Annotated in this window: 9 protein-coding genes and 5 pseudogenes; 8 read left to right on the top strand and 6 right to left on the bottom strand. The window is 70.5% G+C overall.

The genetic code is table 11. The annotated features are described in order from the left end of the window. Nucleotides 1-88: 88 nt before the first annotated feature. Together thrA and ACLEQD_RS23220 are read right to left on the bottom strand one after the other, a co-directional pair. A pseudogene (gene thrA / locus ACLEQD_RS23225) lies at nucleotides 89-1947 on the bottom strand (bifunctional aspartate kinase/homoserine dehydrogenase I). Nucleotides 1948-2087: 140 nt separating this feature from the next. After that, nucleotides 2088-2495: pseudogene (locus tag ACLEQD_RS23220) on the bottom strand (bifunctional aspartate kinase/homoserine dehydrogenase I); the annotation flags it as partial. Between the two features lie 509 nt (nucleotides 2496-3004). Here ACLEQD_RS23220 and ACLEQD_RS23215 point away from each other — a divergent pair. Next, on the top strand, nucleotides 3005-3289 hold the full coding sequence (locus tag ACLEQD_RS23215; protein WP_171420755.1) for a hypothetical protein: 285 nt from the start codon (nucleotides 3005-3007) through the stop codon (nucleotides 3287-3289). Nucleotides 3290-3354: 65 nt separating this feature from the next. Here the strand turns inward: ACLEQD_RS23215 and ACLEQD_RS23210 are convergent, their stop codons facing one another. Beyond that, the gene (locus ACLEQD_RS23210; protein ID WP_410386825.1) at nucleotides 3355-4878 is read right to left on the bottom strand and encodes a M16 family metallopeptidase; all 1524 of its coding nucleotides are present in this window, start codon (nucleotides 4876-4878) and stop codon (nucleotides 3355-3357) included. 2 nt (nucleotides 4879-4880) lie between these two features. Beyond that, nucleotides 4881-6286, bottom strand: a pseudogene (locus ACLEQD_RS23205) (M16 family metallopeptidase). Between the two features lie 132 nt (nucleotides 6287-6418). Here ACLEQD_RS23205 and ACLEQD_RS23200 point away from each other — a divergent pair. Beyond that, nucleotides 6419-7252 carry a hypothetical protein gene (locus tag ACLEQD_RS23200; RefSeq protein WP_410386823.1) on the top strand — a complete coding sequence of 278 codons (834 nt, stop codon included), beginning with the start codon at nucleotides 6419-6421 and terminating at the stop codon, nucleotides 7250-7252. A gap of 247 nt (nucleotides 7253-7499) precedes the next feature. After that, a complete protein-coding gene (locus tag ACLEQD_RS23195) occupies nucleotides 7500-7940 on the top strand; it encodes a CBS domain-containing protein (RefSeq protein ID WP_410386821.1) in 441 nt (146 codons plus the stop codon). Between the two features lie 6 nt (nucleotides 7941-7946). Here ACLEQD_RS23195 and dnaA read toward each other — a convergent pair whose 3' ends face one another. After that, a complete protein-coding gene (dnaA, locus tag ACLEQD_RS23190; protein WP_410386819.1) occupies nucleotides 7947-9305 on the bottom strand; it encodes a chromosomal replication initiator protein DnaA in 1359 nt (452 codons plus the stop codon). A 268-nt stretch (nucleotides 9306-9573) separates the two neighbouring features. Then, a complete protein-coding gene (locus ACLEQD_RS23185; RefSeq protein ID WP_410386818.1) occupies nucleotides 9574-10008 on the bottom strand; it encodes a GNAT family N-acetyltransferase in 435 nt (144 codons plus the stop codon). 219 nt (nucleotides 10009-10227) lie between these two features. Between ACLEQD_RS23185 and rpmH the strand changes: the two genes are divergently transcribed. The 5 genes and pseudogenes from rpmH to ACLEQD_RS23160 form a co-directional block, all read left to right on the top strand. Next, entirely contained in the window at nucleotides 10228-10380 is a 153-nt protein-coding gene (gene rpmH / locus ACLEQD_RS23180) for a 50S ribosomal protein L34 (RefSeq protein ID WP_120526629.1), read from the top strand. 15 nt (nucleotides 10381-10395) lie between these two features. Then, complete coding sequence (rnpA, locus tag ACLEQD_RS23175) at nucleotides 10396-10815, top strand: ribonuclease P protein component (protein ID WP_410386815.1); 420 nt, start codon at nucleotides 10396-10398, stop codon at nucleotides 10813-10815. Further along, a complete protein-coding gene (gene yidD / locus ACLEQD_RS23170) occupies nucleotides 10812-11030 on the top strand; it encodes a membrane protein insertion efficiency factor YidD (protein ID WP_338281911.1) in 219 nt (72 codons plus the stop codon). The genes rnpA and yidD overlap by 4 nt, the downstream gene beginning before the upstream one ends. Before the next feature lie 52 nt (nucleotides 11031-11082). Next, nucleotides 11083-12902: pseudogene (gene yidC / locus ACLEQD_RS23165) on the top strand (membrane protein insertase YidC). Beyond that, nucleotides 12899-13239 (top strand): annotated as a pseudogene (locus tag ACLEQD_RS23160) (hypothetical protein); the annotation flags it as partial. The pseudogenes yidC and ACLEQD_RS23160, both read left to right, overlap by 4 nt.

Genomic DNA, 13239 nt, shown 5'->3' with positions numbered 1-13239 from the left:
GCGTGCTGGACGCGCACGCCGCCATCCACAGCACCAGCGCACAGAACGTCAGGCTCTTCCTCATGGCGGAAAAGCCTAACACCCACGCTCAGGGCAACGGCCCCTCCACCAAGCGCAACACATCCGCGAGCACCCCCGCCGCCGTCACCGCCGCTCCCGCGCCGTACCCTCGGATCACCAGCGGCGTGGGGCTGTACCGCTCCGACAGGAAGCTCAGCGCGTTCTCGCCGCCCTTCACCGCCGCCAGCGGATGCTCCAGCGGCACCGGCACCAATCCCACGCGCACACCCTCCGGTCCCACGCTGCCCACGTAGCGCAGCACCTTGCCTTCCTTCCGGTGCGCGTCCACCCGCCGCTGGAAGAGCTCATCCGCCTGCGGCAGCCGCGCCAGGAACTCCGGCAGCGGGCCCTTCGCGTCGAACTCCTCCGGCAACAGCGACGCCAGCGCGACCTCCTCCAGCTCCAGCGTGCGCCCCAGCTCGCGCGCGAGGATGAGCACCTTGCGCGCCACGTCCGTGCCCTCCAGGTCGTCGCGCGGGTCGGCTCCGTGAAGCCCTTCTCCATCGCCGTGCCCACCGCCTTGGATAGCGGCACCCCGGCCTCCGTCAGCCCCAGGATGAACGACAGCGACCCCGACAGGATGCCCTCCACCCGGTGCACCGTGTCTCCCGTGCGCAGCAGGTTCTTCAACGTGTCGATGACCGGCAGCCCCGCCCCCACGTTCGTCTCGTAGAGGAACTTCCGCTGGTGCCGCGCCGCCGTCTCCCGCAGCGTCCTCCAGTGCTCCTGCCGTCCCGAGTTGGCCTTCTTGTTCGCCGTCACCACATGCAGCCCGGACGCCATCAGCGCGGGATAACCCAGCGCCACGTCGTCGCTGCTCGTGCAGTCCACGAAGATGGGCCGGCCCGGCCTGCGCGCCTTCGCCCACGCGCGGAACGTGTCCAGCGTGAAGCCGGACTTGCTCGCGTCCAGCCGCGCCTTCCACCCGTCCAGCGCCACGCCCTCCGGCGCCACCAGGCTGTGTCTGCTATTGGCGATGGCACACACCCGCAAATCCAACCCGTGCGCCCGCAGCTTCGGCGCCTGCTGGTGGATCTGCCGCAGCAGCTCCCCGCCCACCGTGCCCACGCCCGCCACCAGCAGCTCCACCACCTCCGTGGTGCCAAAGGCCTTGCGGTGCACGTGCGCCATCGCGCGCGGCCCGTCCTCCCGTGAAATCACCGCGGAGATGCTGCGCTCGCTGGACCCCTGCGCGATGGCCGCGATGCTGCAATCCACGTCCGCCAGCGCGCTGAAGAACGTCCCCGCCACGCCCACCCGGTGCCGCATCCCGTCGCCCACGATGCTCAACACCGCGAGCCCCGGCTGGTGCTCGATGGGGTCCACCTTCCCCGCCTCGCGCTCCACCTCGAACGCCTCCTCCAGCGCCTGCACCGCCCGCGTGGCCTCCGCCTCCCCCACGCAGAAGCTGATGGAGGACTCGCTGGAGCCCTGCGTGATCAGCACCACGGAGATGGACGAACGCGCCATCGCCTCGAAGACGCGCGCGGCCGTGCCCGGCACGCCCTTCAACCCCGCGCCCGCGATGTTGATGAGCGCGATGTCCGGCAGGAACGACAGCCCGCGCACCGGGTGCCGCGACGACGGCGCCGTGGCCGTCACCCGCGTGCCCGGATGCCCCGGCCGGAAGCTGTTGCACACGCGCACCGGGATGCCGCGCTCCCTCGCGGGGGCAATCGTCTTCGGATGCAGCACCTTCGCGCCGAAGTAGGCCAGCTCCATCGCCTCCTCGAAGCTCACCTCCTCCAGCGCGAACGCCTCCGGCACCAGCCGCGGGTCCGCGCTGAAGATGCCGTCCACGTCCGTCCAGATCTCCAGCAGCCGCGCATCCAGCGCCGCCGCCGCCAGCGCCGCCGAGTAGTCCGACCCACCCCGCCCCAGCGACATCGTCTTGCCGCGCGCGTCCCCCCGAAGAACCCCGGCATCAACAACAGCCCCGGCCCCCCATCACGCAGCGGCGCGAACCGCGCGCGGATCTCCTCCGCCCGGGGCGTCGCCTGGAGCGGGTCCCCCGTGCACACCAGCACCTGCCTCGGGTCCACGCTCACGGGCGCCAGGCCCCGCGCCTCCAGCAGCGCCGCGAGCAGCAGGCACGACGCCCGCTCCCCCAGCCCCGACAGGTGCGCCAGCACCGACGGCGAGCACTCCCGCAAGAGCCCCACGCCCTGCAACAGCCCTCGCAGCTCGACTCCCAGCGCCACCAGCCCCTCCGCCAGGGGCCGCGTCTGCGCGGGCTTCAGGTCCGCGCTCAGCGCCCTCGCGATGGCGGAGTGCGTCTCGTCGAACCGGGCGCAGGCCTCCTGCACGGGCTCGCCCTCCTGCGCCACCCGCGCCGCCTCCACCAGCAGGTTGGTGATGCCCGACACCGCGGACGCCACCACCATCACCCGCTCCGCCTTGCGCGCCTCCTCCACCAGCGCGACGACGCCGCGCATCCGCTCCGCGTCCCCGACACTGGTGCCACCGAATTTCATCACGCGCATGACACGGCCTCCTCGCGGAACGGCGGGGCTCGGTGACGGGAGGGACTCATCGGAAGCGGCGTCATGCGGTTCCTCGGGGGTGGCGACGGATGGGGGTTTGGGGCAACGAAAAAGCCCCGCGCTCGGGAGGAGCGCGGGGCCGGGTTCGGAAGGGGGACCTTCAGGAGGTCCGCTTCGGAAGTCAGGCGGTCCGCGCTCCGCGAGGAGTCAGGCCGGTGCGAGTGCGAGTCTCGGTCAGGACGGTCTGGACGCGCGCGCCCACGGAGGACGTCGTCCCCTCGTGCCGCTGGCTGTTCCCGCTGCGTCCGACCATGGAGTCCCCATCCTAGCCGCTCTCGCGCTTCCAGGTCAGGAGGGCGGGCAGCCGGCCCCCCGCCCCACGGTCCCCACGGTGGTCCAGGCGCACGGGGCTGCCGACATTGTGCGGGTGTGAGCTGTCCCACCCCCTTCAGGAGCAACCCATGGCCACCCGCAAGAAGAGCGACACCGCCCACAAGCCCGGCTTCGCCAAGGACCACGTGGAGCGAGGGCTGGAGGCGGACGACACCAAGCCCCTGTACGCGGACGACGCCAAGCACTCCACCGAGGAGCAGAAGTTCGCCCTCGACAGCGACGGCCCCGTGGGCGGGCCCCGGAACAACCCGCAGAGCGTCCTCGACGACGTGGACGACGAGGCGCGCGAGGAGCGCGGCCGCCTCAAGGCCGAGGCCCGCGAGGCCGCCGACAACGAGCCCACCCGGGAATGAAAAAACCGGGGCCCCGACACCCACGTCGGGACCCCGGCCTCAAACCCACACAGAGAAGCGCGCCGCTACGGGACCGCCGGCTTGGGCGCCATGTCCGACGCCGGCGTCTCCACCAGCGTGAGCTTGCCCAGCTTCAGCGGCGTCACCTGCTCCTGGATGACCAGCGGGTCGCCCACGAGCACCACCTGCATGTTGGCCGGGTCCAGGTAGGACTCGGCCACGCGCTGCACCTCCGCGGCGCTGGCGCTCTGCAATCCCTCCACGGTGCGCTTGAACTCGTCCATGGGACGGCGGTGGAAGTAGAGCTGCGCGGCGCTGCCGCCCAGGCCCTCCACCGTCTCGAAGGCGCCCGGGAACGCGCGGATGAGCCCTTCGCGCGCGGCGGCCAGCTCCTTCTCCGTGATGGGGTTGGACTTGATGCCGGCCAGCTCCTTGATGAACTCGTTGAGCGCCGGCCCCGTCACGTCCTGCCGCACGGCCGCGTACGCGGTGAGCGGACCCACGCCCAGGCGCGTGCCCAGGTGCGCGTTGGCGCCGTAGCTGTAGCCCTTGTCCTCGCGGATGTTCATGTTGAGCCGGCTGCCGAAGAAGCCGCCGAACACCGTGGTGGCCAGCTCCAGCGGGTACTCGTCCGGGTGGCCCGCGGCGAGGCCGGGACGGCCCACCAGCACCACCGTCTGCTCCAGGCCCGGCTTGGGCACCACGCGCACCTGCTGACGGGGCGGCGCGGGCGGCGCGGGCGGCGGCTTGGGCGCCACGGCCCCACCCTTCCACCCGCCGAAGTACTTCTTGCCCAGCTCCATCGCCTGCTGGAGCGTCACGTCGCCGGTCATGATGAGCGCGGCGGCGCGAGGGCCGGTGTTCTTCGCGTAGAAGTTCTTCACGTCCGCCAGCGTCAGCGCCTCCACCGTCTTGGGCGTGCCGCCGGACGTGTGGCCATACGGGTGGTCCGCGCCGAACACGGCCTGGTAGTAGGTCTGCTGCGCCAGGAAGTTCGGGTCGCCCATGCGGCGCACCAGCTCACCCAGCTGCTGCTTCTTGCGGCGCTCGAAGGCCTTCGCGTCGAAGGTGGGCCGCAGGACGACGTCCGCCAGCAGGCTCATCACCGCGTCCACGTTGGTCGTGAGCACGCGCGCGCCCACGAAGGCGCCGTCCGGTTCCACCGACATCGCGGGCGAAACACCCAGGTCCGCGAACGCGTTGTCCAGCGCCACCGTGTCGCGCTTGCCCGCGCCCTCCAGCAGCATGCGGTAGGTCAGGTCCGCGATGCCCAGCTTCGCGGCGGGCTCCTGCGACACGCCCGCGGCGAAGGCGATGCCCGCGAACACCAGCGGCAACTCCTTGCGCGTGCTGACGATGACGGTGAGGCCGTTGTCCAGCTTCGCCTGCTCGAACGTGGGCAGCACCAGCTCCGGCGACTGGCCGGGCCTGGGCGGCTGGGCGCGGAACGACTCCGCGTCCTGCGCCGGTGTCTGGGATTGCGGCTGCTCGGCCGCGGGCGGCTGGGCGGGGGGCGTCTGCGCGGGCTTCGTGGTGGCGCAGCCGGCGACGGACAGCGTGAGGAGGGCAGTGAGGATTCGGCGGTGCATGACTAGCGGGCCTCCTTGCCCGGAGCGGAAGACGGCGCGGCCTTGCTGGCGGGCGGGACCGCGTGGAGGACGACGCGCGCGTCGGGCGCAGCACGTCCGTGGCGAACTGCTTCACCGTGGCGGGCGTGACGTCCTGGTAGCGCGCCAGGTCCTGCGCGACGTAGCTGGGCTCGCCCACGAACTGGTTGTACGTCTGGAGCGTGTCGGACTTGCTGCCGGAGCCGCCCACGGCCTGCAGGCCCGCCAGCTGGCGCGTGTCATAGCGGGTGCGCGCGCGGACGATCTCCTCCTGCGTGACGCCCTCCTTGCGGACCTCGTCCAGCACCGCGTCGATCTCCTTCTTCAGCGTGTCCGTGGTGACGCCGGGCCGGGCCACCGCCTCGATGGAGAAGACGGACTGCGCGCCCTGGCTCTGCTGCACGGCCTGCACGCTCTGCGCCAGTTGCTTGTCCAGCACCAGCCGGCGGTACAGGCGGCTCGCGCGGCCCGTGCCCAGCGCGGTGGCGAGCACGTCCGCCGTCGCGTCCCCGGGCTTCAGGTACGGGGCGGTGAGCCAGGACATGGAGAGCAGGGGCAGCGTGGCCACCTTCTCGTCGTGGCGGATGACCGTCTCGCGCGTGACCTTCACGGGCGCCACGTCCGGGCGCTTGGGCTTGGGGCCCGAGGGCAGCGTGCCGAAGTACTTCTCCACCAGCGCCTTGGCCTTCGCGGGGTCGAAGTCGCCCACGATGGCGAGCGTCGCGTTGGCGGGCGCGTACCAGGTGCGGAAGAACGCCTTCACGTCGTCCACCGTGGCCGCGTTCAGGTCCTTCATGGAGCCAATCACGTTGCCGGAGTACGGGTGCGGCGCGGGGAACAGCGCCTGCCACGCCTTCTCCTGCGCCTCACCGTAGGGGGCCGTCTCCACGCCCTGGCGGCGCTCGTTCTTCACGACCTCCTTCTGCGTCTGGAGCTTCTTCTCCGTGAGGGCGTCCAGCAGGAAGCCCATGCGGTCGCTCTCCAGCCACAGCGCCGTCTCCAGCAGGTTGCTGGGCACGGTCTCGTAGTAGTTGGTGCGGTCGAAGCTGGTGGTGCCGTTGAGGTCCGTGGCGCCCGCCTGCTCCAGGAGGCCGATGTGCACGTCGTCCGGCACGTGCTTGGAGCCCTGGAACATCATGTGCTCGAAGAGGTGCGCGAAGCCGGTGCGGCCCGGCTGCTCGTCGTAGGCACCCACGTGGTACCAGACGTTGACGGCCACCACGGGCAGCTTGCGGTCCACGGAGAGGATGACCTCCATGCCGTTGGGCAGCGTGTACTTCTCATACGGGATGGCCAGGTTTTCGCGGCCGGGCTCCAGCGGCTTCGCCTCGGGGGTCTGCGCGAGCGCCGGAAGCCCCAGCAACAGGGCCGCGGCGGCGAGGGCCTTCAATCGGGACAAGGTTCCTCCACGGTTCAGGACGGTGCCTCGCGCGCTTAGCACGCGCCCCGGAGCCTGTAAGCCGGAAGGCGACCGGGTGGGCGCCCGGGTGCCGGGTGTTGCTCGCCGTGCGACACTGCGGCCATGAGCCTGGAGGTGCCCGCATCCCAGCAGCGCCGCTGCGCCGTCCACCCGGAGCAGCCCGCGGGCGCCACCTGTACCCGCTGCGGCGGCTTTATGTGCGCGGACTGCGCCACGTCCGTGCCGGGCCTGGGCGCACGGCTGTACTGCGCGGCCTGCGCGGCGCGCCCGGACGTGAACTACCTGGAGGCCCTGCGCCAGCGCTACTGGGGCCGGCGCGACGAATGGGCGTGGGTGGTGGGCGGCGTGACGCTGCTGCTCTGCGTGACCGTGGTCGCCGCGCTGGCGCTATGGGGGCCGGGTACGAGGAGGCAGGCGCTGTTCCTGTTGGTGCTGCTCATCCCCGTGCCGGTGGGCGTCGCCTTCTTCCTGGGGCAGCGCTGGGCGCGGCATGCGCTCTTGCCCACGCCGCTGGTGGTGGCGGTGGCCGCGGATGCCCTGTACCGGGACGCGCGCTTCCTCTTCCTCCTGTGTCTCGTTCCCTCGATGGTCACCGCGTTGCGCATCCACCGCGACGTGCGCAACCAGCTCTTCTTCCGGCTGCCGGTGTCGGCCGGGGCGCTGAAGGTGATGTGGGACCGGCGCTTCAACAACCGCATTGCACGTTACGCGTTGCGGTTCGGCCTCGGCGCGGTTCTCCTCCCGCTGTGGGCACCCATCGCGGTGATCTGCGGCGCGGTGGCGCTGACGCGCGTGGACCCCAAGGCGACCCCGCCCATCGGCAGGCGGGGTCAGGCCCTCACGGGCATCGTCCTGGGGCTCGTCAGTCCGCTGCTGTGGTGGTTCGTCCTGCTGCCGGTGTTGGACCGGTGGCTGTCACCCATGTTCAACAAGTAGGGGACGGCGGTCAGAACGGGAGGGCGCTGAGGTTGCCCTGGGTGCGCAGGGCCTCCCGCACCCTGTCCCCCGGCGGAAAGGGGGAGCGCTTCCGGCCGGGCGTCCCTGGGTCGAGGACCCGAAGGGCCCATGAAGCCGCAGCATGCCCGAGGCCCGGGGGAATGGACAGACAGCCCGTTGACGCCTCCATGTCACCGGACAGTCGTGTGCTCACGCTGAAGGAGGAACCCCCCGCAGGAGAGACGCCATGGCAACGCAACGAGTGAGTGACGTGATGACGTCGGACGTGGAGGTCGTCCGCCCGTCTGATTCCTTGAGGGTCGCCGCGGAGAAGATGCGCGCCCGGAACGTGGGGCCCATTCCCGTGTGTGACGGCGACGAGCTGGTGGGCATCGTCACGGACCGGGACATCGTGGTCCGCGCGGTGGCGCAGGGCCTGGACATGGAGCGGACCCAGGTGGCCCAGGCGATGACCCGGGGCGTGGAGTCCGTCTACGACGACGACGACCTCACCCAGGCGGCCCAGAAGATGAGGGCCTCGCGGATCCGCCGCATCCTGGTGCTCAACCGGGACAAGCGGCTGGTGGGCATCCTCGCCCTGGGGGACATCGCGGCGGAGCTCAGCGACCAGGAGAGCGGCAGGACGCTGGAAGAGGTGTCCGCGCCGTCACAGCCGGCCCCGCACTGACGCGGGCTACATGCCGCCGAGCTTCGTCTCCAGCTCCGACAGGTCGCGGTGCACGGCCGCGTCCGTCTCCCGCAGGCCCTCCACCTTGCGCACGGCGGAGATGACGGTGGAGTGGTCCTTGTTGAAGCGCGAGGCGATCTCCGGGAAGGAGCTCTTCGTCAGCTTCCGGCTCAGGTACATGGCCACCTGGCGCGCGTGCGCGAGCGCCTTGTGGCGCCGGTCCTCCTTCAGCGCTTCGACCGTCACCTTGTAGAAGCGGGCCACCTCGCGCTGGATGGCCTCCACGTCCACGGAGCGCTGCGCGGGCAGGATGTCGCGCAGCACCTGGGACGCGAACTCCTCCGTCACCGGCTGCTTCGTGAGGCTGTGCATGGCGGACAGCTTCACGAGCGCGCCTTCCAGTTCGCGCACGTTCTTCTGCACGTGCTTCGCGATGAAGTGCGCCACGGGGTCCGGCAGGTTGAGGCCCTCCTGCTCCGCCTTCTTCTGGAGGATGGCGACGCGCGTCTCGTAGGTGGGCTCGCGGATGTCCGCCATCAGGCCCATGGCGAAGCGGCTGCGCAGGCGGTCCTCCATGCCGGGCACCTCCGCGGGCACCATGTCGCTGGTGAGCACGATGGCCTTGTTGAGGCCGAAGAGCGTCTCGAAGGTGTAGAAGAACTCCTTCTGCGTCTCCTCGCGCTTGCCCAGGAACTGGATGTCGTCGATGAGCAGCACGTCGCACTCTTCGCGGAACTTCCGGCGGAAGTCCGTCATGCGGTGCTCGCGCACGCTCTCCACGTACTCGTTCGTGAACTGCTCGCTGGAGAGGTAGACGACGCGCTGGGTGGGGTCCTTCTCCCAGATGTGGTTGCCCACCGCCTGGAGCAGGTGCGTCTTGCCCAGGCCGGTGCCGCCGTAGATGTAGAGCGGGTTGTAGTTGTGGCCCGGCCGGTGGGCCACGGCCTGCGCGGCGGCGGCGGGGAGCTGGTTGCTGTCCGCGACGACGTAGGTGTCGAAGGTGAAGCGCGGGTTGAGCCGCGCGGGCCGCAGGGAGTTCACCTTGACGGTGGGCGTGGGCGGCAGGTCCGAGGACGGCGGAGGGCCAACGACGACCTCATAGGCGACGCGGCCCAGGGACGGCTCCAGCCGGGCAATGTGCGTCTCCAGCATGGAGCGGTAGTGGTCATCCACCCAGTCGCGGAAGAAGCGGTCAGGCACGCCCAGGACCAGGGCGTTCTCGCGCACCTCCATGGGGCGCATCCGCTCCAGCCAGGTGAGGGCGTAGTGCAGGCCCTCCTGGCGGATGGCTTCCAGCGTGCGGGTCCAGATGACGCCGGCACTGGGCAGCGAAGGCGTGGGGGCGGAATGGGCGAGGGCGTTCACACGGAGGCTCGGGGACGGCGCGGATGAAGAGAACCAGCGGGCGTCCGGCGGTGCTAACACCCGCTCTCCGGCTGATCAAGGAACCGGCCTGTAGCACGGATCAGCGGGACCCCCTGGCGGGTGGGGATGATCACTCGCGGTGGATCCGCCTTCCGCCTCTGGCGCGAGCCGTTCCGCCGGGTTGCGGGAGGTGGGCCGTGAGGCCACCTGAACGGATCCACCGTGACCGCTGGGACGTCCTGCGCCGGACGGATGGCGGAGGGCTGTCCTACGTCGGACCCAGCCTCATGATGACTTCGGCCGGATCCTCGTGGGGCACGGTGTGGAAGCCACACTTCTCCAGGACTCGGATCGACGCGAGGTTGTGGGCGGCGACCCACGCATGCAGCGGCCGGGTGGGCACGAGCCGGAGGAACTCGGAGAGGGCCCGGGTGGCGATGCCCCGGCCCCAATGTTCGCGGCCGATCCAGTAGCCGACGAGGCGCTGGCCCTCCTGTTCCCAGCTGCCGATGTTCCCCACCGCCACGCCGTCCAGGACGATGGTGCGGTTGATGTTCCCGGGACGCAGGACGTTCGTGCGCCAGTGGGTCATGAACGCATCGCGCTCCCGCGACGGAAATCCGGCCATGCGAGCCGCCTCGGGGTCGCGCTGGTGTTCGAAGAAGAGGGGGAGGTCCTCATCCATGACGTCGCGGAGGAGCATCTGGGAGAGGCTACTGGAACGGGCGGCCCGCCCACCCGTTCCTTGCCCCGTCCCTCCTTTTCCTACATGATCGCCCGGTCCCCCCAGCGCAGGGCTGCACGGTCGGCGCTGGTGATCCTTGATTGACTTGTCCAGGAAATAGGGTTACGGACGCCCCCTTTCCACTGTACGGGTCGCGCCGGATGGTCCAGGCGCTGCCTTCAGCTCTCAGGAGTCGTTGTGTCCAAGCGCACGTACCAGCCGTCGAAGATCCGGCGCAACCGCGCCCACGGGTTCCGTAAGCGGAATGCCACCAAGGGCGGCCGGGATGTCCTCAAGCGCCGCCGGGCCAAGGGCCGTAAGCGCCTGGTGGTGTCGTCGTTCAAGAAGTAACTGGACGCACGGACGATGGCCGAGGGAGCGGCGCCGCGGGTGCCTCAGGCAACCGACGAGCGCTTCCCCAAGGCCTTTCGCCTGCTCCAGCGGCGTGAGTTCCTGGAGGTCCAGGAGGGCGGTCAGAAGCTTCCGTCCGACTGCCTCCTGGCCCTCGTTCGACGCAATTCCCGGGCGCACTCCCGCGTAGGACTCACCGTCTCCAGCAAGGTGGGCAACGCGGTGGTGCGCGCACGCCTTCGCAGACTGCTTCGCGAGCTGTTCCGCAAGCAGCGCGGGCAATGGCCCCCCGGTCTCGACGTAGTCCTGGTCGTCCGCTCCTCGGCGAAGGAAGCCTCCTTCGCGCAAGTTTCCCGTGCGTTCGACGGCGTCACCCGTAAGCTGCAACGGCTCTTTCCGGCACCTCGCGTGCCCCCTGAAGAGCCCGCCCCATGAGTCCACTCGCCTTCGTCATCGCCCTGCCCATCCGCTTCTACCGGCGGTTCCTGGGGCCGCTGCTGCCGAAGGCGTGCCGGTTCCACCCCTCGTGCTCCACCTACGCCATGCAGGCGCTGGAGAAGCACGGCGGGGTGAAGGGCACCGCCCTCACCGTCTGGCGCCTGCTGCGCTGCCAGCCATTCCACCCCGGTGGATTCGATCCCGTCCCCTGACGGTTTGCTTCCGCCCGCCCTCCGGCCGTCCGCCGCCGGCACAGGGAAATCCATGACGAACGACCCGCTGTCGCCCCAGTCCAACGATTCGCAGAAGCGGCTGCTCCTGGCGCTCGCCCTCTCCTTCGCGGCGACCGCCGCCTACACCTTCTTCTTCGCCCCCAAGGGCCCGCCGCCCGGCGCGGAAGGCACGGACGGCGGGGTCGAAGTCGCGGCCACGCTGGACGCGGGCACCCCGAGCATGGCCGCCGTGCCGCCGCGGGCGTGGGAGGCGAGGACGCGGGCACCCCCGCGGAGGCGCCGCCGCCCCCCGCGCGCACCGTGGACTTCGCCCGGCCGGAGGTGAAGTACACCTTCTCCTCCGAGGGCGCCGGCCTCACCTCCGCCGTGCTCCAGGGCACGAAGATGCGCGAGCAGCAGTCGCTCACCGTCAAGGAGGGCTTCGAGAAGCTCTTCGGCAAGGACATCCCCCCGCCGCCGCAGATGAACGTGGCGCACCCGGTGCCCGGCCAGCCCCTGCCGCTCGCGGTGACCATTGAAGGCGGCGCGCCGCTGGCGGCGAACACCCGCTACGCCGTGCAGGAGGGCCCCACCGACAACGGCGGCAGCGTGGCGTTCACCGGCCGCCAGGGTCCGTGGGAAGTGACGAAGACGCTCCAGTGGCCGCGCGAGGGCTTCGAGTTCACCTACACCCTCCAGGTGCGCAACACCTCCGCCCAGGCGCAGGCGGGCGAGCTCAAGGTGCACTACGGCCGCGCTATCGACCCGGAGTTCGAGCACGCGCCGTCCTTCTTCGGCGGCGTGGGCAACCTGAGCCGCTCCGCGTGCTGGGTGGGGGACAAGCTCCACAAGCTGTCCCCGGGCGACAAGCCGCCGGAGGAGACGCGCGGCCCCATCTCCTTCTTCGGCATCGACCAGCAGTACTTCCTGTCCGCGCTCTACCCGCTGGACGGCGCGCTCAACGGCCACTGCACGCTGACCGCCACGCCCACCGCGCGCGAGGTGTCCGCGGGCTTCCCGCTCAACGTGGCCCCCGGCCAGGTGGCCACGTTCCGCTTCGGCGGCTACGCGGGCCCCAAGGATCCGGACCTGCTGCGGCTGGTGCCCGGCCCGGAGCTGCGGAGCGTGGCCGGCCTGAACGCCACGGCGTTCCACCCGGCGCTGGAGGACACCGTCGACTTCGGCATCTGGGCGGTGGTCTGCAAGATCCTGCTCGCGGTCATGAAGTTCTTCCACGGCATCGTGGGGAACTGGGGCGTCGCCATCATCCTGCTCACCGTGGTGGTGAAGCTGGTGCTCCTGCCGCTCACCTACCGCTCCATGGTCAGCATGGAGGCGGTGAAGGTGCTGCAGCCGAAGATGGATGAGATCCGCAAGAAGTTCGCGGACGACAAGGAACGCCAGAACCTGGAGATCATGAAGCTGTACCAGGAGGCGAAGGTGAACCCCCTGGGCGGCTGTCTGCCGCTGCTCATCCAGATGCCGGTGTGGATTGCGCTGTTCACGTCGCTGCGCAACAGCTTCGAAATCTACGGCGAGCCCTTCTTCGGCCCCATCTGGCGCGACCTCACCTACAAGGACCCGACGTACATCCTGCCGCTGGCGCTGGGCGTGTCGATGATCATCACGCAGAAGATGCAGCCGCAGATGATGGACGCGGCGCAGGCGCGGATCATGACCTGGGTCATGCCCATCATCTTCACGTTCACGCTCTTGCAGTACCCGGCGGGCCTGTCGCTCTACATCTTCACGAACAACGTGCTCTCCATCGGCCAGCAGTGGGGCCTGCGCAAGTGGCTGGACCGCAAGAAGAACCAGACGGGCGGCGGGACGCCGGCGGTGGTGCCCGCCGGGGGAGGCAAACGCAAGTGAGCGGGACTCAGGGCGTGGCCGGCGGCGGGGACTTCCGCCCCCGGGTGGAGAAGCTGCTCACGGACATCCTCGGGCTGATGGGGTTCCCGGCGCGGCTGGACCTGCAGGACGCCACCGACGGCAGCCTGTCCGTGGCGCTCCACTTCGAGTCCGGCGCGCCTCCGGGCGTGGAGCCGGGCAAGCGCAGCCAGGTGCTGGATTCGCTCCAGTTCCTGCTCAACAAGATGCTCCACCGCCCCGGCGTGGAGCGCCGCTGGGTGATGCTGGGCGCGGGCGCGCACCCGGAGCCCCGGCCGCGCCGCGAGGCACAGGCCCAGGCCCCCCTCCGCCGCCCCGG

Origin of the sequence: Corallococcus sp. 4LFB (assembly GCF_046520365.1) — a bacterium.
GTDB lineage: Bacteria > Myxococcota > Myxococcia > Myxococcales > Myxococcaceae > Corallococcus > Corallococcus caeni.
Note: the sequence above shows the minus strand (reverse complement) of the source record. Positions and strands in the feature narration are given on the sequence as shown.